The 25,252-nt window shown below is 66.0% G+C and carries 24 protein-coding genes, 1 other RNA gene and 1 pseudogene; 12 read left to right on the top strand and 14 right to left on the bottom strand.

Going from position 1 to position 25,252, the window contains the following annotated elements:
- Window positions 1-3 precede the first annotated feature (3 nt).
- The gene (locus tag A3M7_RS0131415; protein WP_027547494.1) at window positions 4-1,071 is read right to left on the bottom strand and encodes an acyltransferase family protein; all 1,068 of its coding nucleotides are present in this window, start codon (window positions 1,069-1,071) and stop codon (window positions 4-6) included.
- Window positions 1,072-1,264: 193 nt separating this feature from the next.
- On the opposite strand from A3M7_RS0131415, the gene A3M7_RS0131410 reads away from it, so the two are divergent.
- The 4 genes from A3M7_RS0131410 to A3M7_RS0131395 all read left to right on the top strand — a co-directional run bounded on the left by A3M7_RS0131410 (window position 1,265) and on the right by A3M7_RS0131395 (window position 7,519).
- Window positions 1,265-2,581, top strand: a complete 1,317-nt coding sequence (locus tag A3M7_RS0131410; protein ID WP_027547493.1) for a UDP-glucose/GDP-mannose dehydrogenase family protein — start codon at window positions 1,265-1,267, stop codon at window positions 2,579-2,581.
- A 129-nt stretch (window positions 2,582-2,710) separates the two neighbouring features.
- Entirely contained in the window at window positions 2,711-5,185 is a 2,475-nt protein-coding gene (gene hrpB / locus A3M7_RS0131405; protein ID WP_027547492.1) for an ATP-dependent helicase HrpB, read from the top strand.
- Between the two features lie 129 nt (window positions 5,186-5,314).
- Window positions 5,315-5,827 (top strand): TIGR02281 family clan AA aspartic protease, encoded by a 513-nt coding sequence (locus A3M7_RS0131400; RefSeq protein WP_027547491.1) that lies wholly within the window; start codon window positions 5,315-5,317, stop codon window positions 5,825-5,827.
- Between the two features lie 192 nt (window positions 5,828-6,019).
- Entirely contained in the window at window positions 6,020-7,519 is a 1,500-nt protein-coding gene (locus A3M7_RS0131395) for a phosphomannomutase/phosphoglucomutase (protein ID WP_027547490.1), read from the top strand.
- Window positions 7,520-7,762: 243 nt separating this feature from the next.
- Here the strand turns inward: A3M7_RS0131395 and A3M7_RS0131390 are convergent, their stop codons facing one another.
- The 9 genes from A3M7_RS0131390 to A3M7_RS0131350 all read right to left on the bottom strand — a co-directional run bounded on the left by A3M7_RS0131390 (window position 7,763) and on the right by A3M7_RS0131350 (window position 15,283).
- On the bottom strand, window positions 7,763-8,272 hold the full coding sequence (locus A3M7_RS0131390) for an Lrp/AsnC family transcriptional regulator (RefSeq protein WP_027547489.1): 510 nt from the start codon (window positions 8,270-8,272) through the stop codon (window positions 7,763-7,765).
- Between the two features lie 67 nt (window positions 8,273-8,339).
- Window positions 8,340-9,287 (bottom strand): sugar kinase, encoded by a 948-nt coding sequence (locus tag A3M7_RS0131385; protein ID WP_027547488.1) that lies wholly within the window; start codon window positions 9,285-9,287, stop codon window positions 8,340-8,342.
- Window positions 9,288-9,300: 13 nt separating this feature from the next.
- Window positions 9,301-10,245, bottom strand: coding sequence for an NAD(+) diphosphatase (gene nudC / locus A3M7_RS0131380; RefSeq protein ID WP_027547487.1), 945 nt, complete (start codon window positions 10,243-10,245; stop codon window positions 9,301-9,303).
- An 11-nt stretch (window positions 10,246-10,256) separates the two neighbouring features.
- A complete protein-coding gene (locus A3M7_RS0131375) occupies window positions 10,257-10,676 on the bottom strand; it encodes an HIT domain-containing protein (protein ID WP_027547486.1) in 420 nt (139 codons plus the stop codon).
- 294 nt (window positions 10,677-10,970) lie between these two features.
- On the bottom strand, window positions 10,971-12,098 hold the full coding sequence (locus tag A3M7_RS0131370) for a muconate cycloisomerase family protein (RefSeq protein ID WP_027547485.1): 1,128 nt from the start codon (window positions 12,096-12,098) through the stop codon (window positions 10,971-10,973).
- The gene (locus tag A3M7_RS0131365) at window positions 12,095-12,850 is read right to left on the bottom strand and encodes an SDR family NAD(P)-dependent oxidoreductase (protein ID WP_027547484.1); all 756 of its coding nucleotides are present in this window, start codon (window positions 12,848-12,850) and stop codon (window positions 12,095-12,097) included. The genes A3M7_RS0131370 and A3M7_RS0131365 overlap by 4 nt, the downstream gene beginning before the upstream one ends.
- On the bottom strand, window positions 12,850-13,644 hold the full coding sequence (locus A3M7_RS0131360; protein WP_027547483.1) for an amino acid ABC transporter ATP-binding protein: 795 nt from the start codon (window positions 13,642-13,644) through the stop codon (window positions 12,850-12,852). The genes A3M7_RS0131365 and A3M7_RS0131360 overlap by 1 nt, the downstream gene beginning before the upstream one ends.
- Window positions 13,641-14,303, bottom strand: a complete 663-nt coding sequence (locus A3M7_RS0131355; RefSeq protein ID WP_027547482.1) for an amino acid ABC transporter permease — start codon at window positions 14,301-14,303, stop codon at window positions 13,641-13,643. Before A3M7_RS0131355 ends, A3M7_RS0131360 begins: the two co-directional genes overlap by 4 nt.
- A gap of 125 nt (window positions 14,304-14,428) precedes the next feature.
- Window positions 14,429-15,283: a transporter substrate-binding domain-containing protein gene (locus A3M7_RS0131350; protein ID WP_027547481.1), complete on the bottom strand. Its 855-nt coding sequence runs from the start codon at window positions 15,281-15,283 to the stop codon at window positions 14,429-14,431.
- Window positions 15,284-15,467: 184 nt separating this feature from the next.
- Here A3M7_RS0131350 and ffs point away from each other — a divergent pair.
- From ffs to A3M7_RS0131330, 5 genes are all read left to right on the top strand, one after another.
- Window positions 15,468-15,564: signal recognition particle sRNA small type (gene ffs, locus A3M7_RS45925), an RNA gene on the top strand.
- Window positions 15,565-15,658: 94 nt separating this feature from the next.
- Entirely contained in the window at window positions 15,659-17,491 is a 1,833-nt protein-coding gene (locus tag A3M7_RS0131345) for a DNA polymerase III subunit gamma/tau (RefSeq protein ID WP_027547480.1), read from the top strand.
- 27 nt (window positions 17,492-17,518) lie between these two features.
- A complete protein-coding gene (locus A3M7_RS0131340; protein WP_011090837.1) occupies window positions 17,519-17,839 on the top strand; it encodes a YbaB/EbfC family nucleoid-associated protein in 321 nt (106 codons plus the stop codon).
- Between the two features lies 1 nt (window position 17,840).
- Complete coding sequence (gene recR / locus A3M7_RS0131335) at window positions 17,841-18,443, top strand: recombination mediator RecR (RefSeq protein ID WP_027547479.1); 603 nt, start codon at window positions 17,841-17,843, stop codon at window positions 18,441-18,443.
- 30 nt (window positions 18,444-18,473) lie between these two features.
- Entirely contained in the window at window positions 18,474-18,911 is a 438-nt protein-coding gene (locus A3M7_RS0131330; protein ID WP_027547478.1) for a hypothetical protein, read from the top strand.
- Window positions 18,912-19,057: 146 nt separating this feature from the next.
- Here A3M7_RS0131330 and A3M7_RS0131325 read toward each other — a convergent pair whose 3' ends face one another.
- The 3 genes from A3M7_RS0131325 to A3M7_RS0131315 form a co-directional block, all read right to left on the bottom strand.
- The gene (locus A3M7_RS0131325; RefSeq protein ID WP_027547477.1) at window positions 19,058-20,422 is read right to left on the bottom strand and encodes an MFS transporter; all 1,365 of its coding nucleotides are present in this window, start codon (window positions 20,420-20,422) and stop codon (window positions 19,058-19,060) included.
- Window positions 20,423-20,592: 170 nt separating this feature from the next.
- The gene (locus A3M7_RS0131320; protein WP_027547476.1) at window positions 20,593-20,895 is read right to left on the bottom strand and encodes a GIY-YIG nuclease family protein; all 303 of its coding nucleotides are present in this window, start codon (window positions 20,893-20,895) and stop codon (window positions 20,593-20,595) included.
- Between the two features lie 88 nt (window positions 20,896-20,983).
- Window positions 20,984-22,186, bottom strand: a complete 1,203-nt coding sequence (locus tag A3M7_RS0131315) for a DNA recombination protein RmuC (protein WP_027547475.1) — start codon at window positions 22,184-22,186, stop codon at window positions 20,984-20,986.
- A gap of 171 nt (window positions 22,187-22,357) precedes the next feature.
- Between A3M7_RS0131315 and def the strand changes: the two genes are divergently transcribed.
- The 3 genes from def to truA all read left to right on the top strand — a co-directional run bounded on the left by def (window position 22,358) and on the right by truA (window position 24,882).
- On the top strand, window positions 22,358-22,882 hold the full coding sequence (gene def / locus A3M7_RS0131310; RefSeq protein WP_027547474.1) for a peptide deformylase: 525 nt from the start codon (window positions 22,358-22,360) through the stop codon (window positions 22,880-22,882).
- A 206-nt stretch (window positions 22,883-23,088) separates the two neighbouring features.
- Complete coding sequence (fmt, locus tag A3M7_RS0131305) at window positions 23,089-24,024, top strand: methionyl-tRNA formyltransferase (protein WP_027547473.1); 936 nt, start codon at window positions 23,089-23,091, stop codon at window positions 24,022-24,024.
- A gap of 120 nt (window positions 24,025-24,144) precedes the next feature.
- Window positions 24,145-24,882 carry a tRNA pseudouridine(38-40) synthase TruA gene (gene truA, locus A3M7_RS0131300; protein ID WP_027547472.1) on the top strand — a complete coding sequence of 246 codons (738 nt, stop codon included), beginning with the start codon at window positions 24,145-24,147 and terminating at the stop codon, window positions 24,880-24,882.
- A gap of 127 nt (window positions 24,883-25,009) precedes the next feature.
- Here the strand turns inward: truA and A3M7_RS45145 are convergent.
- Window positions 25,010-25,252: pseudogene (locus A3M7_RS45145) on the bottom strand (IS481 family transposase); the annotation flags it as partial.

Below are 25,252 nucleotides of genomic sequence, written 5' to 3'. Positions count from 1 at the left end.
GGCCTATTCGGCCGGCTGCAACACCGGCCCCGCCTTCTTCGGCGCGATCCAGAATGCATCCGGCCGCTCGAACAGGAAATTGGCACCGAGCCGCAGGGCGGCCTGCCAGATTGCGAGCGAGCCGAGCACACCGGCGATGGTGACGATCAGCGACACCGTGCCGATGTCGGGAATGATTCCCGTGCGCAGCAGTAGCGTGCGCGTCGCCGCCATCGGCAGGAAGAAGGCGAGATAGATCACGATCGAGTGCTCGCCACAGAAGCGGAAGAAGTTCAGCCACTGCGCGCGCGCGAGCAGCGTACCCATGGTGATGATGGCGCAGGCCCCTGCAAAGCCGAGCACGAGTGAGACGATCTTCCATTCGCTGGCGCCGACTGCGACGAGGCCGGCATTGACCAGCGCCCAGGTCGCGAGTGCTGCGAGTGCGGGCGCAGGATGGTTGCGTGCACGATCCGACAGCGCGAACACGTAGGGCGCGAACAGGTAGCCGGAATAGAAATAGACGAAGCGTGCGCAGAACTCGTCGATCGCGGTCCAGCCGGTCGTGATGCGCGCCGTCTCCAGCGCGGCGGCGACGAGCCAGATCGCGAGCGGCGGGACGCGCCGTGTCAGTTTTGTGACGACGAAGAAGACCGGCAGCAGATAAATGAACCAGAGCGTGCCGAACGGCTCGATGAAGGATTCGAGGTATAAGAGGCCTACCTCGCGCCAGCTCGTCTCCGCCGCGAAGGCGGGCGCCTTGAAGCCGAACTGGATTGTCACCCAGACGACATAGAAATAGGCGAAATGCACCACCTTGCGGTCGAGATAGGTTCGCCAGTCGCGGTCGATCACCAATGATAGGAACAGGCCCGAAATCAGGAAGAAATCCGGCATCCGAAACGGCTTTGCAAAGGCCACGGCGACATGCATGAAACCGGTCCCGCCGGCGGCGAGCTCGACCCCCAGCACCGAATGCATCATCACGACCATGACGATGCAGATGCCCTTGGCATAGTCGACCCAGTCGACACGCGCGGCAGCCGGGAGCTTGAGTCCCCCGCTCGCGGCGATGGTGCCGGTTGCTGCCATGGTGTCCCTTTTCGAGCCGTGTTCCGCCCGGTGCTGTCCGGGCGCGAGGCAGTGTGGAGCCTTGCGGCTTACGATTTCTTTACCGGTACAATTCGCGTGCCGGTTTTTGCGCGCGGACGGTTCCCTCGCCCCGGGAAAATGCTAAACCGCCCCATGTTGGGGTTTCGTTAACCAAGCCAAAACAGGGTTTTCCATGCGAATCGCGATGATCGGAACGGGCTATGTGGGACTGGTGTCCGGAGCCTGCTTTGCGGATTTCGGTCACGACGTCACCTGCGTCGACAAGGACGAGAAGAAGATCGCAGCGCTCCATCGCGGCGAGATCCCGATCTACGAGCCCGGGCTCGACGAGCTGGTTGCGAGCAACGTCAAGGCCAAGCGGCTCGATTTCACCACCGACCTGTCCAAGCCGGTCGCCGACGCCGACGCCGTCTTCATCGCGGTCGGCACGCCGTCGCGCCGCGGCGATGGTCACGCCGATCTGTCCTATGTCTACGCTGCCGCGAAAGAGATCGCGCAGTCGCTGTCGGGCTTCACCGTCGTGGTGACGAAATCGACCGTGCCGGTCGGCACCGGCGACGAGGTCGAGCGNATCATCCGCGAGACCAATCCGAAAGCGGACGTCGTCGTCGCCTCCAACCCCGAATTCCTGCGCGAGGGCGCGGCGATCCGCGACTTCAAGTATCCCGATCGCGTCGTGGTCGGCACCTCCGACGAGCGCGGCCGCAAGGTGATGGGCGATATCTATCGCCCGCTGTCGCTGAACCAGGCGCCGCTGATGTTCACGGAGCGCCGCACCGCCGAGATGATCAAATACGCCGCCAACGCGTTCCTCGCGACCAAGATCACCTTCATCAACGAGATCGCGGACCTTGCCGAAAAGGTAGGCGCCAACGTGCAGGAGGTCGCGCGCGGCATTGGCCTGGACAACCGCATCGGCACCAAGTTCCTGCACGCAGGTCCCGGCTTCGGCGGCTCGTGCTTCCCGAAGGACACCAAGGCGCTGATCAAGATCGCGCAGGACTACGACGTGTCCCTGCGCATCGTCGAATCCGTGCTGGCCGTCAACGAGAACCGCAAGCGTGCGATGGCGCGCAAGGTCAGCCAGGCGCTCGGCGGCTCGCTGCGCGGCAAGACCATCGCCGTGCTCGGCCTCACCTTCAAGCCCGACACCGACGACATGCGCGATGCGCCGTCGATCCCGCTGGTGACCGGCCTGATCGACATGGGCGCGAAGGTGAAGGCCTTCGATCCCGTCGGGATGGAGCAGGCCAAGGGTGAGCTGCCCAGCATCATTTATTGCGAGGACGCCTATTCCTGCGCGGAAGGCGCCGATGCGCTCGTCATCGTCACCGAATGGGTGCAGTTCCGCGCGCTGGATCTCGACCGGCTGAAGGCGACCATGGCGCAGGCCGTCATCGTCGATCTCCGCAACATCTACCGCCCCGAAGAGATGGAAGCGGCCGGCTTCACCTACGAGAGCATCGGCCGGCCGTCGGCGCAGGGCTGATAGCTACACATTGTTGTCGACTAAAAACCGTCATGGCCGGGCTTGTCCCGGCCATCCACGTCTTGTTCACTGCCAGGTGAAAGAACGTGGATGCCCGGGACAAGCCCGGGCATGACGACCGGATAAACTTTGCCCCGCAACTTCGACACACCCCTCCCGATCGATGCCGTGCTCGGCGATTTGTCGCGCACGCTCGAGGCACACAACGCGGCCGTGCTGGTGGCGCCGCCCGGCGCCGGCAAGACCACGCGCGTGCCGCTGGCGCTGCTCGATGCGCCCTGGGCCAAAGGCAAGAAGATCATCGTGCTCGAGCCGCGGCGCATCGCGGCGCGCGCCAGCGCCGACCGCATGGCCAAATCGCTCGGCGAGCGGGCAGGTGAGACCGTCGGTTATCGCGTCCGTTTCGGCTCGAAAATCTCACGCGCGACACGCATCGAGGTCGTGACCGAAGGCATCTTCACCCGCCAGATCATGGACGATCCCGAGCTCTCAGGCGTTGCCGCCGTCCTGTTCGACGAATTCCACGAGCGTTCGCTCGACGCCGATCTCGGCCTTGCGCTGGCGCGCGACGCGCAAACCGGCCTGCGCGAGGATCTGCGCATTCTCGTGATGTCGGCAACGCTCGACGGCGCCCGCGTCGCAAGGCTGCTCGGCGAGGCGCCCGTCGTCGAAAGCGAGGGCCGCGCCTTTCCGGTCGAGACGCGCTATCTCGGCCGCAAGGCGGATGCGCCGATCGAGCGGCAGATGGCGGATGCGATCGCGTCTGCGCTCCGCGCCGACAGCGGTTCGGTGCTGGCGTTCCTGCCCGGCGCCGCCGAAATCCGCCGCACCCAGAATTTTCTGGCTGAGCGCGTGCAGGACGCCAGTATCGAGATCGTGCCGCTGTTCGGCGCGCTCGATGCCGCCGTGCAGGATCGCGCCATTGCGCCGGCGCCGAAAGGTACCCGCAAGGTGGTGCTAGCGACCTCGATCGCGGAGACATCGCTCACCATCGAAGGCGTGCGCATCGTGGTCGATTCAGGGCTTGCCCGCGTGCCGCGCTACGAGCCCGATATCGGCCTGACGCGGCTCGAGACAGTGCGCGCCTCGCGCGCGGCGGTCGACCAGCGCCGCGGCCGGGCCGGCCGCACCGAGCCCGGTGTCTGCCACCGGCTCTGGGACGAGCCGCAGACGGCCTCGCTTGCGCCCTACACCCAGCCGGAAATCCTCAGCGCCGATCTGTCCTCGCTGGTGCTCGATCTGGCGCAGTGGGGCGTGGCCGATCCCGCCGCGCTGTCGTTCCTCGACCCGCCGCCGCAGCCGGCCTGGAAGGAAGCGAAGAGCCTTCTCAGCGAGCTCAACGCGCTGGACGGCGACGGCCGCATCACCGCGGAAGGCAGGAGCCTGCGCGCGCTGGCATTGCCGCCGCGGCTGGCGCGCATGATCGTGGATTCGCACCGCGCAGGCAGCGGCGAGGCCGCGGCCGAGATCGCGGCCATCCTCACCGAGCGGGGGCTCGGCGGCGACAGCGCCGATCTCGAGTACCGGCGCGACCAGTTCCGCCGCGACCGCTCGCCGCGCGCGTCGAGTGCGCGCGACCTCGCCCGGCGCTGGGCCTCGCAGGTCGCGGCGTCGGAGAAGGCGGGGCAGCAGGAAGATCTCTCGACCGGCCTGATGCTCGCCTATGCCTTTCCGGACCGTGTCGCCCGTAATCGCGGCAATGGCAGTTTCGTGCTTGCCAACGGCCGCGGCGCCGCCGTCGAGCAAACCTCGTCGCTCGCCCGCGCGCCCTATATCGCGATCGGCGAAATGACGGGAACGGCCGCGAGCGGGCGCATCCTGCTCGCCGCGCAGATCAGCGAGGACGACATCGAGCGGCATTTCGCCGAGCATATCGAGACCGTGGACGAGACCTCGTTCGACCGCGGTGCGATGGCGCTGCGCGCGCGGCGCAAGCGCGCGCTGCATGCGATCACGCTCTCTGAAGCGACGCTGGCTGTGTCGCCGTCGGAGGAGACTGCGCGCATCTTCGCCGATGGGCTGATCGCCGCGGGCCTCGACCGGTTGCCCTGGTCGAAGGCGGCCAAACAATGGCGCGACCGCGTGATGTTCCTGCGCAAGGCCGAAGGCGACAGCTGGCCCGATCTGTCCGACGACGGGCTGATCGCACGGCGCGACGATTGGCTGGTGCCCGCGCTCTACGACAAGATTGCGCTCAAGGATATCTCCGCCGGCGATCTCTCCGATGCGCTGATGGCGCTGTTGCCGTGGGAGATGCGCGCGCGGCTCGACCGCGAAGCGCCGACGCATTTCGAGGCGCCGACCGGCACCGTGCTCGCGATCGACTACGAGGCCGAGCAGGGCCCGACCATCGCGGTGCGGCTCCAGGAGCTGTTCGGGCTCAACACCCATCCGTCGGTTGCGGCCGGCAAGGTGCCGCTGGTGCTGGAATTGCTGTCGCCGGCGCAACGCCCGGTGCAGGTGACGCGGGATCTCCCGGGGTTCTGGCGCGGCAGCTACGCCGCGGTGCGCTCCGACCTACGCGGCCGCTACCCGCGCCATCCCTGGCCGGAAGATCCGGCGAATGCACTGCCGACCCGGCGGGTCAAACCGCGCGGCACCTGAGAAATCACGAACCCGCATTAACCGTCCGCTCATCCTTTTCGTCAAAATGGCAATGGCCCGGCCGCAGCGTCACTCGCGGGCGGTCGTGTCGCGTGGTGAAATCGAGCTTTCCGGCTCGGAAGTGGTGTGATGCGTAACATAATGATCTTCGCGGCCATCATGATCGGCCTCGGCACCTTCATGGCGCAGATGGCGGACAGGATGAGCTCCGCTTCCGCCACGTCCGCGCCGCGCACGACGGTCGCGGTCGCAGCCACGGCGCCGGCCGGTGGCCGCAGCCTCGCCATTGGCCGCGACGGCCGCGGCCATTTCCAGACCGAGGGCCGGATCGATGGTCAGCGCATCGGCTTCATGGTCGACACCGGCGCCTCCGTGGTTGCGCTGAACGAGACCTCGGCCGCCCGCTTCGGCCTGCGTCCCTCGCGCAGCGAATACAACGCCACCGTCTCCACCGCCAACGGCACCATCAAGGCCGCGCGCACCCGCATCGCCATGCTGGAGGTCGGCGGCCTCGTCGTGCGCGACGTCGAGGCCATGGTGCTGCCGGACGAGGCGCTATCGGAAAACCTGCTCGGCCTCTCCTTCCTGTCCCGCCTGAAGCGTTTTGAGTACGCCAACGGCCAGATGGTGCTGGAGCAGTAAGGGCCTCCCAAGGGTGCCTGCGACCGCATATTTCAAAAAACGTCGCTGTTTCGACCGCTGTCGCGGTCAGATTTTCCCTGTTACCAAACTGCCGCAATTATAAGCCACAAGCTGCCATTCCCGCCTTCCGCTGCGGCCTGGCATTCGCTAAGGCTGCATCAGATCCTGCCCCCCATTCACGAGACCGTCTCAATGTTTCCCAAGCCGAAATCCGTCTTGTTGCCCAACACCTACGCCTTCGAATCCGAGCCGATGGTGAAACCCACGGGTTTTCGCGAATACGACGCGCGCTGGCTGTTCCAGAAGGAAATCAACCTGATGGGAATCCAGGCGCTCGGCATGGGGCTGGGCGCGCTGATCGCGGAACTCGGCGTCAAGCAGGAGATCGTTACCGGCCATGATTTCCGCGGCTATTCGGCCTCGATCAAATACGCGCTGATCTCCGGCCTGATGGCCGCGGGGTGCAAGGTGCACGACATCGGGCTGGCCGTGACGCCGATGGCCTATTTCGCGCAGTTCGACCTCGACGTGCCCTGCTGCGCGATGGTCACGGCCTCGCACAACGACAATGGCTGGACCGGCGTGAAGATGGGCGCTAACCGTCCGCTGACGTTCGGCCCGGACGAGATGACGCGGCTCAAGGAGATCGTGCTGGGCGCCGAGTTCAAGAACAAGGTCGGCGGCTCCTACCAGTTCCACGAGAATTATCCGGCGCGCTACATCGCCGATCTCACCAGCCGTCCGAAGCTGACGCGCAAGCTCAAGGTCGTCGCGGCCTGCGGCAACGGCACCGCCGGCGCATTCGCGCCGCAGGTGCTGGAGGCGATCGGCTGCGAGGTGATCCCGCTCGACACCGAGCTCGACCACACTTTCCCGAAGTACAATCCGAATCCTGAAGACATGGAGATGCTGCACGCGATCCGCGACGCGGTGCTGCAGCACAAGGCCGATGTCGGCCTCGGCTTCGACGGCGACGGCGACCGCTGCGGCGTCGTCGACAACACCGGCGAGGAGATCTTCGCCGACAAGGTCGGCGTGATGCTCGCCCGCGACATGTCGGCGATCCACAAGGACGCGCAGTTCGTCGTCGACGTGAAGTCGACGGGCCTGTTCGTCACCGATCCTGTTCTGCAGAAGCAGGGCGCGAAGGTCGCCTATTGGAAGACCGGCCATTCCTACATGAAGCGCCGCACCCACGAGACGGGTGCGCTCGCCGGCTTCGAGAAGTCCGGGCACTTCTTCTTCAACAAGCCGTATGGACGCGGTTATGACGACGGCCTGGTGTCGGCGCTCGCGATCTGCGACATGCTCGACCGCGCGCCCGGCAAGTCGATGGCCGACCTGAAGAACGCGCTGCCAAAGACCTGGTCGTCGCCGACCATGTCGCCGCATTGTGCCGACGAGACCAAGTACGGCGTCATCGACCAGGTGGTGAAGCACTTCGAAGACCTGCAGGCGAAGGGCGCCAGGATCGGCGGCCAGGCGATCCGCGACCTCGTCACCGTCAACGGCGTGCGCGTCACGGTCGAGGACGGCAGCTGGGGCCTGGTGCGCGCCTCCTCCAACAAGCCCGAGCTCGTGGTCGTGGTCGAGAGCCCGGTCTCCGAGCAGCGCATGCACGACATGTTCGAGATGGTGAACAGCGTGCTGCGCACGCATCCCGAAGTCGGCGAGTACAATCAGAAGATCTGAGAGGGGCCAGGGGGGCACAACCCGCGCCGCAAATCTCCGCTGTCATGCCCCGGCTTGCCGCCTTCGCTAAAGCTTCGGCGGCCGAGCACCCTTGTGGCCCCGGCGTAGCCTTGGCGGAGCCGGGACCGGGGCATCCAGTACGCCGCAGCTTCTCCGTATCCAATCGCCGTCTCTGGAATACTGGATCGCCCGGTCAAGCCGGGCGATGACAGCTTCCTTGTGGTGAGACGTGCGAACCAAGCCTTACGCCGCCACCACCGCCGGGATCGGCAGCGCGGTGACCGACTTGATCTTCTCCATCGCGAAGCGCGAGGTGACGTTCTTCAGCGGCACGGCGCTGATCAGCTTCTTGTAGAACACGTCATAGGCCTGCATGTCCGCGACCACGACGCGCAGCATGTAGTCGACGTCGCCGGCCATCCGGTAGAACTCCATCACCTCGGGCATGGCACTGACGGCTTCGGCGAACTTCTTGAGCCAGGCGTCGGAATGGTCGGCGCTCTCCACCGAGACGAACACGGAGATGCCGAGCCCGATCTTGTTCTGGTCGACCAGGGCGACCCGCTTCAGGATCACGCCGTCGGCCTCCAGCCGCTGGATGCGCTTCCAGCAGGGGGTCGAGGACAGGCCGACACGGTCGCCGATCTCGGCGACGGAGAGGGAGGCATCCTCCTGGAGTACCATCAGGATCTTGCGGTCGATGGCGTCGAGGCGGCGGCTGGTCTCGGGGATCTGGACAGCGAGGTCAGTCATTTGAAGAACTTTGTTCCATTTCATGGGCAGATTTCCCTGATATAGAGAAAATCATTCCACGGCAAGCCTATAATCGCGCCGGCCCACTGAGCGCCGCCGCAGGCGGCATGTGCAAAAGCTGTTCAACTTCAACACGTTGTGGGGCAGTCAGACCGCCACCATGGCGGGTACATTTCAGCGCTGCAGCCGCCGCGGCGAATCGCAGCGCCTCGCGCACCCCCTCTCCCTCGGCGAGGCGGAGCGTGAAGGCGCCATGGAAGACATCGCCCGCGCCGAGCGTATCGACCGCCTGGACCGGGAAGGCCGGCGTCTCCTCCAACTCGCCTGTCTCGCTCAGCCAGATCGTACCGTGGGGACCGCGGGTGGCGGCGAGGAAGGCCGGCGTCAGCTTCGCCAGGTGCCGCAATGCCTCGCCGTCGTCGGCGATACCGGCACTCTCCTGCACCTGTTCGCTGGCGAACAGCAGGTGCGAGGCGGCCGTGAGCAGGCTGTCCTGCAAAGACATCGCGCGGTCGACGCCGACGACAACGGGGATGCCGCGCCGGCGCGCCTCGGTGCAGAGGGAGGTCGCGAACGCGGCGCAGCGGCTTTCGACGAGGACTGTCCGACAATCGGCGAGCAGAACGTCGGCGTCCGGCAGCTCCACGCTCCACAGGCCGGGATCGCGATAGATCGTGAGTGTCCGTTCGCCGGAGGTCTCGATCATGATCGCCGAGACGGGCGTGGTCACATCAGGCATGCGCACGATATGGCTTGTGTCGATGCCTTCCTGCGCCATCTGCGCGAGAATGAAACCGCTCGACGTCTCCCGCGCATCGCCCATGGGACCTGCGAACGCGACGCGGCCACCAAGCCGTGCCATCGCGATCGCGGCATTGAGCGCGTTGCCGCCGCAGATCTCGGCAAGATGCGTGGCATTCGCCTTGCTGCCGCGCGCGGGCACGGCCTCCACGCGAAAGGTCAGGTCGCGCACGGGAATGCCGATGCAGAGGATGCGCGGTGCGATCCCGGCCATCGCTGGCCTCAGCTCAAGCGCCGCTCTTGTCGTGCACCCAGCGGCCGAGCAGATGATGGGCGATGGCGAAGGGATGCGGGCCGGCGAGCCCGTCGGGATGCGTCCGCGTCAGCATCAGCGCCGCCTCCTCGCGCGTGAACCAGCGCGCATCCTCCAGCTCGGAGTGGTCGACGACGATGTCCTCGTTCAGCGCCCGCGCGCTGCAGCCGATCATCAGCGACGACGGATACGGCCACGGCTGCGTCATGTAATACTGCACGTCGGTGCAGCGGATGCCGGACTCTTCGAGAATCTCGCGGCGCACCGCGTCCTCGATGGTCTCGGCGGCCTCGACAAAGCCGGCAAGGCAGGAAAACATGCCCGGCGGGAACTGCTTCTGGCGCCCGAGCAGGCATTTTTCTCCGGAGGCGACCAGCATGATCACGACCGGATCGGTGCGCGGAAAATGCTCGGCCTTGCAGGCCGGGCAATCGCGCTTCCAGCCGCCTTCCTTCATCGCGCTGCGCGTGCCGCAATTGGCGCAATAGCCGTGGCGCTGGTGCCAGCTCACCATCGACTTCGCCATCGCGACCGCCGAGAGCTCGTCGGGGCGAATCGCGCCCTGCATGGCCATGCCGCGCAGCTCGGTGAGGCTGTAGTCCTCGCGGCCGACCAGCTTCTCGGCGGCGGCTTGCGACAGACCCATGCCGAACACAGCGGCGCCGTCGCGCAGCCCTAAGAAGATCGTGCCGGGATTGGCACCGCATTTCAGCGCCTCGTCGATTCCCAGCAGCGCGCGCACCTTTTCGCCCTCGCGCTTCACCAGCAGCGAATCTCGGTGGACGACATAGGCGCGCGAGGTCGGCTTCTGCTCCAGCGCGAACAGCTTTTCGTCGTCGCGGCGCAGATGCGCGGCGCGGTCGAGGACGTTGGTGACGAAGGCCGGCTGCCCCAGCGGAAATGCGTCGAATGCTGACATTTCTTGTTCTTTCAACCCAACCAGATTTTTCGGCGAAGCGCGCTGATGAAATTCTGCACCTCGGTGGCGTCATGCGCCAAGGGCTGCATCACGCCCCAGACCGGCCGCGGCCAGGCGGCGTCACCGGTGCGGCGGGCGATGATGTGGACGTGAAGCTGCGGCACGAGGTTGCCGAGCGCCGCGATATTGAGCTTGTCGCATTTGGTGATCTCCTTCAGCGCGCGCGAGACGCGGGAGATCTCGGTCATCAACTGCGCCTGCTGCACCTCGTCGAGATCGATGATCTCGACCGCATCGGGGCGCCGCGGCACCAGCAGCAGCCAGGGATAATGCGCGTCCTTGATGACCAGCACCTTCGACAACGGCAGGTCGCCGATGTCGATGGTGTCCTCTTTCAGGCGGGAGTGCAGCGACCAGGCGGGTTCGGACATGAAGGTTTTCCGGATGGCCCGGTGGGGGCGGGCTTGTTAGGTCCGACCATACGATACCGATTCCGATAGGGGAAGGATTCGGCCCCGCTGTCACCGCATACGCGGTCGTCGTCCCGGACAAGCGCGCCCCAAGCGCGCGCAGATCCGGGATCCATAACCACAGGGAGTGGTTATTGCGCGAGCTGGCAACCCGGAGTCTTCGTCAAACTCGATCCTGTGGTTATGGGTCCCGGGTCTGCGCTGACGCTTGCCCGGGACGACGACCGAGTTTGTGGAGGTGCGCTGTCGGCTGCCTTACGCCTCCGCCAGCACCCGCGCATTGGCGCGGACCGAGGCTTCGCTGACGTGAATGCCGAGACCGGGGCCGTCCGGCACCACGACATGGCCGGCGCGGTTGGCGACGCGCTCTTCCAGCACGTCCTCGGTCAGCACATGATGCGGCATGTAGAATTCACAGCCGAGCGAGATGCCGGGCGTGGCCGCGATCAGCTGCGTCCCGGCGGCAAGGCCGATGCCGCCCTCCCACAGCGTGCCGCCATAGCCGGGCAGGCCGGCGATGTCGGCGATCGCCATGATGGCCTGCGCCTCGAACAGGCCGCCGGCCTTCATCAGCTTGATCGAGACGGCATCGGCCGCCTCGCGGCGCACCACCTCCATCATGTCGCGGCGGTCGAAACAGCTTTCGTCGGCGAGCACGGGCGTTTCCAGCGCCGCGGTGAGCTGCGCCATGACGTCGAGATATTTGCGCGGCACCGGCTGCTCGATGAAGGTCGGCGCGAACTGCTCGACATCGCGCAGGATCTTGATGGCGCCGAACGGCGCCAGCGCCTGGTTGTAGTCGACACGCAGATCGACCTTGTCGCCGAATTCTTTCCGGATCGCCTCGAGGTGGTCGAGATCCTCGCGATGCGGCTTCACGCCGGTCTTGACCTTGTAGATGACATTGCCGTCCGGAACCATTTTTCGCATGCGTTCGAGATCGGCGGAAAAGTCCGGATCGGCGATCGAGAAGGAGAGCGGGATGGTGTCGCGCACCCGGCCGCCGAGCAGGTCGGCGACCGACAGCCCCGACGATTTGCCGACGATGTCGAGCAGTGCCATCTCGATTGCGACCTTCGCCTCGGCATGGCCGACCAGTGCGCGGTCGAGCTCCGTCATCAGCGCGCGGATGCGGCGCACCGGTTTGCCGAGCACGATCGGCCGCAGATAGATGTCGAGCGCGGAGAACGCCGCCTCCGGCGTTCCCGTGAACACCTCCCACGGCGCCGCCTCGCCCCAGCCGACCACGCCGTCGCTGGACGTGAGCTCGAGCAGCACGCGCTTCACCGTGCCCTTGACATTGCCGACGCCTTGCAGGCGCGCCATCTTGATCGGGCTTTCGATCAGGAACAGCCTGATGCGTTCGACGGTTGCTTCGGTCATGTCAGGCCTCCATTGACGTGCCAGACTTGGCCGGTGACGTAGGATGCTTTGGGGGACGCCAGGAATGCGATGATTTCGGCCACTTCCTCCGGCCGCCCGCGGCGGCGCATCGGGATCAGCGCCTCGGTTGCGGCGATCTGCTCGGGTGACAGCCGGCTTTCGCTTGGCTTGTCCTTGACGATGAGGCCCGGCGCCACCGCGTTGACGGTGATGCCGTCGCTGGCCAGTTCAACTGCGGTGAGCCGCACCAAGGCTTCCAGCGCGGAACGGCTCGCGGCCGTCGCCGCGAAGGGCGCGAATTCGGGGCGGATCGCGTGGGCCACGAAGGACGACACCGCGACGATCCGTGCGTCGCGGCCAGCGCGCAGCAGCGGCAGCGCGGCGTCGACCAGACGCGTGAACGCCAGCGCCGATTCGTCCATCGCCTGGCGAAATTGATCCGCCGGCGTGCCGATCGCGCTGCCGCGGCGGGCGTGGCCGCCCACGAGAACCAATCCATCGAGCCGGCCGAAGGCGGCTTGCGCGGCGGCGACGGCGTCCGTGGCGGCGGCCTCCCCGGCGAGGTCGCCGAGGCACTTTGCGACCACGGCGCCTTGCGCTTCGGCTTCCGCCGCGGTGGCATCGAGGCCGGCCGCGTTGGAGCGCGTGTGCAGCAGCAGCGCGGTGCCCGGCGCCGCGAGCAGTCTTGCGGTGGCGCGGCCGATGCCGCTGGCGGCACCGGTGACGAGATAGGCGCGATCGATATTTGGCATCACGATGTTGCGTTGGCCGGCGGCAATGCGCCGGTGCGGTGGAAATGGCTGAGGAAGGCACGCGTCGCGGCTTCCTGCGGATTGTCGATCACCTGCCGCGCCGGGCCTTCCTCGACGACGACACCGTCGCGCATGAAGATGAGGCGGTCGGCGACCTCGCGGGCAAAAGCGATCTCATGGGTCACGATCACCATGGTCATGCCTTCCGACGCCAGCCGCTGCATCACGGCGAGCACCTCGCCGACGAGTTCAGGGTCGAGCGCCGAGGTCGCCTCGTCGAACAGCATCACGTCCGGCTCCATCGCGAGCGCCCGGGCGATCGCGACGCGCTGCTTCTGTCCGCCGGAGAGCGTCGCCGGATATTGGTCGGCCTTTTCCGCAAGCCCGACCTTGGCGAGCTGCGCACGCGCGAGCTTCTCGGCATCCGCCCTGGCCATGCGCCGCACCGTGACCGGTCCCTCCATCACGTTCTGGAGCGTGGTCATGTGCGGGAACAGGTTGAAGTGCTGGAACACCATGCCGGTGGTGGCGCGGAATCTTGCGAGTGTCTTCACGTCGGGCAGCTTTGTGCCTTCGCCGAACTGGAAGCGTGTATCGCCGACGCGAACGCTGCCGCCATCAGGCGTCACCAGAAGATTGATGCAGCGGAGCAGCGTCGACTTGCCCGAGCCCGACGGGCCGATCAGCGCCACGACGCCGCCCTTGGCGACGTCGAGGCTGATGGTCTTCAGGACCTCGTTGCTGCCAAAACTTTTGCGCAGTCCACGGATCTCGATTTTCGACATCTCGTTCATTCGCCGACCGCCAGTCGCTTCTCGCCGCGCCGGACGATGATGGTGAGCGGAATCAGGATCGCCGCATAGGCGACCGCGACCGCGGTGTAGGTTTCCAGCGGCCGGTAGCTGTCATGGGCCGCGACCTGGCTCTGATAGACGAGGTCAGGCACCGCCAGCACCGAGACCAGCGAGGTGTTCTTGAACTGGATGATCGACTGGTTCATCAGCGCCGGGATCATGCGCTTGATCGCCTGCGGCAGCACGATGCGCCGCATCGCCTGGCCAGGGGTCATGCCGAGCGCGGCTCCCGCTTCGGACTGGCCCTTGTCGATCGAGACGATGCCGCCGCGGATGATCTCCGAATAGAACGAGCCGCCATAGAGCGAGAGCGCCAGCGCCGAGGCCGTGATCGGCGTCATCTCGACGCCGGCGAGGATCGGCAGCGCGTAATAGAACCAGATCAGCTGCACCAGGATCGGCGTGCAGCGGAACGCCTCGATGAAGGTGAGCGCGACGAGGCGCACCGCCTTGAAGCGCGACAGGCTGCCGAACGCCCCGAACAGGCCGAAGACGAGGCCGAGCACCACGATGACCACGGTGAAGCCGACAGTGACGCCGAGCCCGTTGAGAAAGAGCCAGCGATAGCTCCAGAGGATGCCGAAGTCCCAATGATACATGCGTGCGTTTACTCGTCGTGCGGCTAACCACTTACACCGTCATTCCGGGGCGCCCGAAGGGCGAACCCGGAATCTCGAGATTCCGGGTTCGATGCTTCGCATCGCCCCGGAATGACAGTGGAAGCTTACAGCGAAACGCCCGGCGGAATGTCCGCCTCGGTCACGCCCACCAGTTCCATGTTGGTGATGATCGCGTTGCGGATGAAGCCGAGGCCCTTGTTGAAGTCGATCCAGGTGTTGACGTAGTCGCGCCAGGTCTTGTCTGCCTCGCGGCGGAAGCCGGCGTTCGACGTGGTGGCGAAGATCGGGGTCGGCAGCACGAACTGGCCGAGCGAGGGGTTCTTCTTCAGCACCGTCAGCGACAGCATGGTGATCAGGCACTGCGCGTCGACGCGGCCGGTCTGGAGCGCGGCGGTGGCGTCGTCCGCGGTCTTCAGGCGCGAGATCTGCGCCTTCGGCGTCAGGCGGCTGACGACCTGGTCATGCGAGGAGCCCTGGTCGACCGCGATCTTGACGTCGGGCGAGTTCAGCTCGGCCCAGCTCTTCGGCTTGAAGTCCTTCTTGCAGAGGATGCCGAAGGCGTTGTTGAAGACCGGCACCGAGAAATCGATCACCAGCGCGCGCTTCGGGGTCGGGTTCAGGCCGAAGAAGATGTCGATCTTGTTGGACTGCAGGTCCAGCACCGAATTGCCCCAGGTGGTCTCGGTGATCTCGAGCTCGGCTTCCATGTCGTCGGCGAGCGCCTTGGCGATGTCGACGTAAAAGCCCTTCCACTGGCCGCTGGCGAGATCCTTCATGTAATAGGGCGCGCCACCGGCGACCGCGCCGATCCGCATCTTCTTGGAACGGCGGATACGGGCGAAGGTCGATTCGTTCGGATCGGCGGCCTGGGCCACGGCCGGGGACGCCAGTGCGCCCGCAGCCATCACGCCAACGGCGCCAAGTCCGACAATCGATGCAACATCACGACGTGTAACCATTGGGATCAATCGCTTTTCTGGTTGAAGGGGAGTTCCGGCAGCGTTCTTAGCAAGGTGGTCTCATCAGCGAAAGCACAGCCTGTCGGCTGGGCAGATCCGGATTTGCCCGGATGCTGGGCAAACCCAACCGGTTCAGGCTGATACCCGCTTGCTTTCCGCTCCCTTTGGCCCCAAATAGGGACCGGGAGATTGGCGGTGGACGAGCCACTCGCCAACCGGGTCAGGTCCGGAAGGAAGCAGCCCTAACGAGGTCCGGATCGGGTCGCTCGTCAGTCTCCTACCTGTTTTTCCGAGCGAATTGCGCCGGCGGCCCTGCCGCCAGCGCGCTCCTTTCCGCAAGAGCCGGCCGAGAGAGATTTCATTGCGGATCGACCGATGACCGACGCTGGCGCCCCTCCCAATTCCAATAGCGCCAGCCAGGCTGGCACGCCCTACCGGGTGCTGGCGCGCAAATACCGCCCCTCCTCTTTCGACGATCTGATCGGCCAGGAGGCCGTGGTCCGCACCGTCTCCAACGCGTTCGAGACCGGGCGCATCCCGCAGGCCTGGATCCTCACCGGCGTCCGCGGCGTCGGCAAGACCACCACTGCGCGCATCCTGGCCCGTGCACTCAACTACGAGATGCCGGATGGCTCGGTGAAGGGCCCGACCATCCACATGCCGACACTCGGCGTGCATTGCCAGGCGATCATGGAAAGCCGGCACATGGACGTGCTGGAGATGGACGCGGCCTCGCATACCGGCGTCGACGATGTCCGCCAGATCAACGACAGCGTGCGCTACGCGCCGGCCAGCGCCCGCTACAAGGTCTACATCATCGACGAAGTCCACATGCTGTCGACGGCGGCGTTCAACGCCTTCCTGAAGACGCTGGAGGAACCGCCGGAGCACGCCAAGTTCGTGTTCGCGACGACGGAGATTCGCAAGGTTCCCGTCACCGTGCTGTCGCGCTGCCAGCGCTTCGACCTGCGCCGGGTCGAGGCCGACGTGCTGATGAAGCACCTTGCCAGCATCGCCGCGAAGGAAAGCGTCGAGATCGAGCCCGAGGCGCTCGGTATCATCGCGCGCGCCGCGGAAGGCTCCGTGCGCGATTCGCTGTCGCTGCTCGACCAGGCGATCGCGCATGCGGCAGGCACGGTGAAAGCCGATGCCGTCAGGCAGATGCTGGGGCTCGCCGATCGCACGCGTGTGATCGACCTGTTCGATTCGCTGGCGCGCGGCGATATCGCTGCCGCCTTCAAGGAGTTCCGCGACCAGTACGACGTCGGCGCCGATCCGATCGTCGTGCTCTCGGACCTTGCCGAGTTCGTCAATTTCGTCACCCGCGTGAAGATCGTGCCGGCGACCGCCGATAACGTCGCCTATGGCGAGACCGAGCGGGTGCGCGCGCGGGATTTCGCCTCGAAAATCTCCATGCGCGTGCTGTCCCGGATGTGGCAGATGCTGCTCAAGGGCATCACCGAGGTGCAGGCCGCGACGCGCCCTGCTGCGGCCGCCGAGATGGTGCTGGTGCGCATCGCCTATGTCGCCGACCTGCCGACGCCGGACGAGGCGATCAGGATGCTGGAGCAGAACGGCGGTGGCTCGCCGGTCGTGAGCGGCGGCAGTGCGGCACGCAGTGCGCCGGCCGCGCCGATGGCTTCCGCAGCGCCTGTTGCCCAGGCGGCGCCCATGCGCGCGCCGAGTTCGCCGTCATCATTCGGCGGTGGCGCCCGGCCGCAGATGGCGGCACCAGCGCCCGATCCGCAAGCCGCAGCACACCAGCTGCGCATCACCAGCTTCACCCAGCTCGTCGCGATCGCGGGCCAGAAGCGCGACCTCATGACCAAGGGCGCGCTCGAAGCCGACATGCGTCTCGTCCGTTTCGAGGAGGGCCGGCTGGAAGTCGCGCTCGAGCCCAACGCCTCCAAGACCATGATCACCGAGCTCGCGCGCAAGTTCGAGCTCTGGACCGGCCGCCGCTGGACCGTGATCGTCTCCAACGAGCAGGGCCAGCCGACATTGCGTTCGGTGAACCAGGCCGCCAAGCAGGAGCATGCGCGTACCGCTGAGGCCGATCCGCGCGTGCAGGAGGTGCTGTCGCGCTTCCCCGGATCGAAGGTCGTCGAGGTCCGCAGGCTTGCCCCCGAGACGCCGGAATCCAATATTAACGCCGACTATGGCAGTGACGATCCGCCCGACGGTTCCGACGGCGACGACGATCTCTGAGCCTATCTTTCCAAGGACACCCGACCTATGGCTGATTTTCTCGGCATGATGAAGCAGGCGGCGCAGCTGCAATCCAAAATGCAGGAGATGCAGGACGCGCTCGGCAATGTGGAGGTCGAAGGCATCTCCGGCGGCGGCCTCGTCGTGGTGCGCATGACCGCGAAGATGGACGTCAAGGGCGTCAAGATCGATCCCTCGCTGATGAAGGCGGAAGAGCGCGAGGTGCTTGAGGACCTGCTCGTGACCGCGCTCGGCGATGCCCGCCGCAAGGCGGAGGCCGCCGTGCAGGAGAAGATGCAATCGCTCACCGGCGGGCTCGGCCTGCCGCCGGGGCTGTTCGGCCAGTAACATGGGCGCGGTTGCAGGTCCTGAAATCGAGCGGCTGGTGCAGCTTCTCGCACGGCTGCCGGGCCTCGGTCCGCGCTCGGCGCGGCGCGCCGCGCTGCATCTGATCAAGAAGCGCGAAGCGCTGATGATGCCGCTGACCTCGGCCCTCCAGGTCGCGCTCGACAAGGTCCAGGTCTGCAAGACCTGCGGCAACATCGACACGCAAAATCCCTGCACCGTCTGCACCGATCCGAAGCGCGATCCTTCGATCATCGTGGTCGTCGCCGACGTCGCCGACCTCTGGGCGCTGGAGCGGGCCAATGCGACTCAAGGGCGCTATCATGTGCTCGGTGCGACATTGTCGCCGCTCGACGGCGTCGGTCCGCAGGACCTCACCATCGACGCGCTGGTTGCGCGCGCGCATGCTGCCGAGGTGCACGAGATCATCCTCGCGCTGAACGCGACGGTGGACGGCCAGACCACGGCGCACTACATCACCGACCTGCTCCAGGACGCCAACGTAAAAGTAACGCGTCTCGCCCATGGTGTGCCGGTTGGCGGCGAGCTTGATTATCTCGATGAAGGTACGCTATCGGCCGCGATGCGGCAGCGAACCCTGTTCTAGCGATCCTACAGACCCTACGGAACGGACGACATGACGAAACTTTTCGCCACTCGATTGGCTTTGGTCGCGACGATGATGCTGCTGGTGACGCCGGCCATCTCCGCGCAGCAGGACGACGCGGCGCCGCCGCCGCCCAAGCCCGGCAAGCCGATCAACACCGGCGACGTGCTCTCGGGCGAGCTGAACGCGATGAAGGTGCGCGACGTCAAGAATGCCGGCAAGCGGATCGCGATGTATCAGATCACCTCCGAGCCGCGCCGCCTGCCGGCGCCGAACGGGCTGTGCAATCTCGAGACCGGCCCCGAGACCTTCCAGCTCGTCACATCCAGCGACGCGCAGGCGACGCAGCTGAAATCGTTCGTCGGCAAGGAGATCTCGGTCAAGGTCGACGAAGTCGCCTGCGCCAGCGATCCCGGCCAGATGAGCGAAGCCGTGGTCACGAAGTGGAGCATCATCAAGAAGCAGTAGGGGGCGGCGCGGCACCTTCTCCACGATTCCGGTGTCATCGCCCGCGAAGGCGGGCGATCCAGTACGCCGCGGCTTCTCGGTCAATCACAACCGTCTCTGGAATACTGGATGCCCCGCCTTCGCGGGGCATGACGGCGAGCGTTGCGCTACACCCGCACCGGCCCCAGCTCTTCGAAATGCCCGCGCTTCTGCAACCATGTCAGCAGGACAAGGCTCGGGATCGCCACCAGCACGCAGATCACGAAGAACAGCGGCCAGCCGGTGGCCTTGGCGACATAGCCCGCCACCGACGAGAGATAGGTGCGTCCCACCGCGGCGAGCGCGGTCAGCAGCGCGTATTGGGTCGCCGTGTGCAGCGGGTTCTGGCATAGCGCGGAGAGATAGGCGACGAAGATCACGGTGCCGATGGCGCTGGTGAAGTTTTCGCAGGTGATGGCGAAGGCGAGCGCCCATTGGCTGGTGCCGACGAAGGCCAGCCAGGAGAACGACAGGTTGGCGAGCGCCTGCACCACGCCGCCGATCCACAGGCTCGTCGCCAGTGAATAGCGCCGCGCGACGAAGCCGCCGGCAAAGCCGCCGATCAGCGTGGCGGCGAGGCCGACGCCCTTCACGATCGCCGCATAGTCGTTGCGGGAGAAGCCGAGGTCGATCACGAACGGCGCCGTCATGGTGCCGGAGAAGGCGTCGGTGAACTTGAACAGCACGACGAAGGCAAGCGCAGCGAGCGCGTCCTTGCGCGCCAGGAATTCCGAGAAGGCGCCGATCGCCGCGTGCAGCACGCGCGCGAACGCCGTCTCGGCCTGCGTTGCGGCTTCCGCCCGCACCGACTGCTCGGGCTCGGTCGCGGCCAGCGCCGTGATCGTGCCGATCAGCACCATCGCCGCCATCACCACATAGCCCCACATCCAGGCCGATGTGCGCGGAATGCCGGTGCTCTCGAAACCGGAGACGATGAACAGCGCGCCCGCGGTCGAGACCAGCATGCCGATGCGATAGGCGGCGACATAGGACGCCATGCCGGCGGCCTGCTCGCTCTCCGGCAGGCTCTCGACGCGGAAGGCGTCGACCACGATGTCCTGCGTCGAGGACGTCGTCGCCACCAGCAGCGCGCCGAGCGCGACGTAGAACGGTGAGCGTGCGGGATCGGTCAGCGCCAGCAGCAGGATGGCGACGATCAGCAGCAGCTGCGAGAACAGCAGCCAGCCGCGCCGGCGTCCGAACGCGCGCGTGAACAGCGGCACGTGCAGCGCATCCACCAGCGGCGCCCACAAGAATTTCAGCGTGTAGGGCGTGCCGACCAGCGCAAACAGCCCGATGGTTCCGAGATCGACCCCGGCCTCGCGCATCCACACCAGCAGCGTCGAGCCCGACAGCGCCAGCGGCAGCCCGGACGAGAAGCCGAGGAACAGCACGATCAGCACCCGCGGTTGCAGGTACACGGCAAGGCCGTCACGCCAGGAGGCGGCCGGGGCGGAAGTCGCGGCGGGGGAGGTCGCGTCGGGGGCGGTCATGGGGAGGTGTTAGCAGATTCTGGGGGCCACAAGGGAGCTGTCGTCGTCCTCTCCGCTGTCATCGTCCGCGAAGGCGGACGATCCAGTAACCACCAGCGTCTCGGTTCAATCACACCCGCCGCAGCGTACTGGATACCCCGCCTTCGCGAGGTATGACAGCGTCGACAGTGTCATGGTGGTCCGGCTATTCCGGGATAGAGATCATCCCAATTCGGGTTGTGCTGCTCGATCAAGCGGACCTTCCAGGCCCTGTTCCACTTCTTGAGCCGCTTCTCTCGTTTGATCGCATTCTCGGGGTCATCGAACTGCTCGAAGTAGACGAGCCTCGCGACGTCATATTTCTCTGTGAAACTCTCGATCAGCTTTGACTTGTGCTCGGCTACGCGGCGGATGCGGTCATTCGTCAAGCCGATATACAGCGTGCCCCCAATCTTGCTGGCGAGGATGTACACGTAGTTGCAGCGTGCGCCCATCTGCCGCCTCTGGGATACTGGGTCGCCCGGTCAAGCCGGGCGACGACAGCGAAATTGTGGCGTCAGCGTACCGGATCTCAGAAGAGAATCACTCCCCCGCCTGGAGCTTCCTCGGGAACAGTTCGGGCGCGCCGGTTGCCACCAGGTGCGGGCCCTCCGCCGGCGCATCGGCCTTGCTGAAATCGAGCTCCTCGATCCGTCCGGCGCGCTTCTCGATCTTGTCGGCGGAGATCAGCACCTGGCGGACGTCCTCGTTGGCGTCGGCAAAATGCTTCTGCAGCTTCAGGACGCGGTCGCGCAGGCGGCCGAGATCGTCGCCGAGCTTGATGACCTCGGTGCGGATCTGGTCGGCGGCGTCGCGCATGCGCGCGTCCTTCATGATCTGCTGCATCACCTGGATCGCCAGCATCAGCAGCGAGGGCGACACCAGCACCACGCGGGCGCGATAGGCCTTCTGGATCACGTCGTCGAAACCGTCATGGATCTCGGCGTAGACCGATTCCGACGGCACGAACATCAGCGCCATCTCCTGGGTCTCGCCGGTGACGAGATATTTTTCCGCGATGTCGCTGACATGCTTCATCACGTCGCCGCGCAGCCGCTGCGTGGCGATCCGCTTCTCCTCATCGGTGCGGGCATCGTGCAGCGCGGTCATCGCCTCCAGCGGAAACTTCGCGTCGATGCAGAGCGGGCGCTGATCGGGAAGGAACACGACGCAGTCCGGCCGCTTTCCGGTCGAAAGCGTGAACTGGAACTCGTAGGCGCCCTTCGGCAAGCCGTCCTGGACGATCGCCTCCATCCGCGCCTGGCCGAAGGCGCCGCGCGACTGCTTGTTGGCGAGCACGTCGCGCAACGTCGTTACCTGTGTGGTGAGGTCGGTGAGGTTCTTGTGCGCGTTGTCGATGATGCCGAGCCGCTCGTGCAGGGCGTGCAGGCTCTCCATGGTGTTGCGGGTCGAGTGCTCCATGGACTGGCCGACGCGATGGGTGACCGAATCCAGCCGCTCATTGACCGCGCGGGCCATCTCGGCCTGGCGGCCGGCCAGCGCCTGGGTCATGGCGTCGGCACGGCCGGCAGCTTCGCTCTGGGCGTGCAGCATCTGGCTGATGCGCTCCTCGAGCTCGTCGGCGCGGATCGCATTCGCCATCGCGAGTTCCGCCCCGCGCCGCCCCGAGCGTGCAATCACCACGGCGATCACAACCAGCAGGATGAGGACCAGGACACCGAAGCCGATCAGCGCGTCGATCGTGCGCACCGGCCAGTCGCCGGCCACGAAAATGATCTCGTTCATGCCTGCCCTTCTAGCCGATTCGGCTGGCTGCACGAACGAATAGCGAACATTTCCGGTAAATGCCCCGTTAATTTTTATGGTTAACGAAACCTGAAGTTTTATGGTTAGCGGAGAGTTAACGGGGTTCCTGGCCGCATTGACCGCGTCCGGCGCCCGGCTTAAATCGCCGCCATGGCCCTCAGAGAAATCATCATCCTGCCCGACAAGCAGCTGCGTCTGGTCTCCAAGCCGATCGAGAAGGTCACGACGGAGATCCGCAAGCTTGCCGACGACATGTTCGAGACCATGTACGACGCGCCCGGCATTGGCCTCGCGGCGATCCAGATCGCGCAGCCGTTGCGGCTGATCACCATGGACCTCGCCAAGCGCGACGAGAACGGCGAGACCAAGCCGGAGCCGCGCGTCTTCATCAATCCGGAAGTCATCGCCTCGTCCGAGGAGCTGTCGGTCTACGAGGAAGGCTGCCTGTCGATCCCCGAATATTACGAGGAGGTCGAACGTCCCGCGAAGGTGCGCGTGCGCTTCACCGATCTCGACGGCAAGGTGCACGAGGAGGACGCCGAAGGCCTCTACGCCACCTGCATCCAGCACGAGATCGACCATCTCAACGGCGTCTTGTTCGTCGACTATCTGTCGAAGCTCAAGCGCGACCGCGTGATCAAGAAGTTCGAGAAAGCCGCCAAGCGCGCGGAGTAAGTAAGTTGTAAGCGACTGGTGCCGCCGCGAACGCCTCTGCGCTCCCTCCCCCCTTGCGGGGGAGGGTGGGGGAGAGGGGTAGCCCAGGAAAAAGTCTAACCGGGGCCAAGAACTAGTCCGCGCTTACGCCGACAGAGCGCGCCGTGTGGCACCCCCCTCCCTAGCCCTCCCCCGCAAGGGGGGAGGGAACGCAGCGAGTTCTGTTGATGCCCCTTCGCCTCATCTTCATGGGCACGCCCGATTTCTCCGTGCCGACGCTGCTCGAGCTCGTCGCGCATGGCCATGAAATCGTGGCTGTCTATACGCGTGCGCCGAAGCCGGGCGGGCGGCGCGGCCTGCAACTGCAGCCGACCCCGGTGGAGGAAGCCGCGCGAAAACTCGGCGTGCCCGTGCTGACGCCGAAGACGCTGAAGACGGAGGAAGCGCTGGAGCAGTTTCGCGCTTTTGACGCCGACGCCGCCGTGGTCGTCGCCTACGGCATGATCCTGCCGCAGGCCATTCTCGATGCGCCAAAGCTCGGCTGCTACAATCTGCACGCTTCGCTGCTGCCGCGCTGGCGCGGCGCCGCGCCCATCAACCGCGCCATCATGGCGGGCGATGCCGAGAGCGGCGTCATGGTGATGAAGATGGACGTCGGCCTCGACACCGGCGACGTCGCCATGGCCGAGCGCCTCGCGATCACCGACAACATGACCGCGGCGGACCTGCACGATCGCCTGTCCCGGCTCGGCGCCGACCTGATGGTGCGGGCCATGGCGGCGCTCGGCCGCGGCGGCCTCCAGCTCAAGAAGCAGAGCGAGGACGGCGTCACCTATGCGGCCAAGATCGACAAGGCCGAGGCGCGCATCGACTGGAGCAAGCCCGCGCACGCCGTGCTGCGCCACATCCACGGCCTGTCGCCGTTCCCCGGCGCCTGGGCCGAGCTCGCAGGCGTCAGCGAGAATTCGCGCGCAAAAATCCTGCGCTGCGCGCTCGCCAAGGGCTCGGGCGCGCCGGGCGAGGTGCTCGACGACCAGCTCACCATCGCCTGCGGCGAGGGCGCGATCCGCATCATCGAGCTGCAGCGCGAAGGCAAGGCGCGGATGCAGGCGGTCGACTTCCTGCGCGGCGTGCCGATGAAGGCGGGCGCGAGGTTCACCTGACACTGTCATACCCCGTGAAGGCGGGGTATCCAGTACGCCGAGACTTCTCGGTTGAACGGAGGGGCCGCGGCGTACTGGATCGCCCGGTCAAGCCGGGCGATGACGGCAGAATTGGAAACGATGCCCCGCTACAAGCTCACCATCGAATATGACGGCGCGCCGTTCTTCGGCTGGCAGGTGCAGGACACGCTGCCGTCGGTGCAGGGCGCATTGGAAGCGGCGGTGAAGGCGATGACCGGCGCGGATCTGCGGGTGCATGGCGCCGGCCGCACCGATGCCGGCGTGCATGCGCGCGGCCAGGTCGCGCATGTCGACATCGAGAAGCAGTTTCCGCCGGGCCGTTTTCGCGATGGGCTCAACGCGCATCTGCGCCCGCATCCGATTGCGGTGCTCGAGGCCGAGATCGTGCCTGATACCTTCGAGGCGCGCTTCTCCGCCGTGAAGCGCCACTATCGCTACCGCATCGTCAACACCCGCGCCAATCTCGCGCTCGACGTCGGCCACGCCTGGCGCGTGCCGCGACGGCTCGATGCCGAGGCGATGCATGCGGCCGCGCAGCGCCTGCTCGGCAAGCACGATTTCACGACCTTCCGCGACACTGAGTGCCAGGCCAAATCACCGGAGAAGACGCTCGACCAGCTCGACGTCGAGCGCGACGGGCGCGAGATCACCATCGTCACCTCGGCGCGCTCGTTCCTGCACAGCCAGGTGCGCTCGATGGTGGGATCGCTGGTCTGGGTCGGCGAGGGACGCTGGACCGCCGACGATCTCTCCGCCGCGCTCAAAGCCCGCAACCGCGCCGCCTGCGGCATCGTCGCCCCGCCTGACGGGCTGTATCTGGTGAAGGTGGATTATTAGGGCGGGAGGGGGAAATTCTCGCCACGCTCACCGCTGTCATTCCCCGCGAAGGCGGGGAATCCAGTACGCCGCGGCCTCTCGGCTCAATCACTGCACTCACGGAATACTGGATCGCCCGGTCAAGTGTTCAGCCCGGGGACATGACCGACGGGTGTTCGGGGACATAGCCGACACTTTTTCCGCTCGCCAAGTCGATGATAGCGACTTGGTGGGCGGCAAAGAAGACCCCGTATTGCGCATCGTTTGCCGAGGGGCGGATGGCGAGGCGCTCACCACAGAAGGCCTGTGGCACTTTCCAATGACATCCCTTGAAGCTGACGTAGGCCTTGGTCGTGGAAACGCGGCGCACGATCTCATGGCTGTCGTATTC

The sequence above is a fragment of the Bradyrhizobium sp. WSM2254 genome (assembly GCF_000472645.1).
Classification (GTDB): domain Bacteria; phylum Pseudomonadota; class Alphaproteobacteria; order Rhizobiales; family Xanthobacteraceae; genus Bradyrhizobium; species Bradyrhizobium niftali.
The sequence above is the reverse complement of the archived record's forward strand: the minus strand, read 5'-3'. Positions and strand labels throughout refer to the sequence as shown.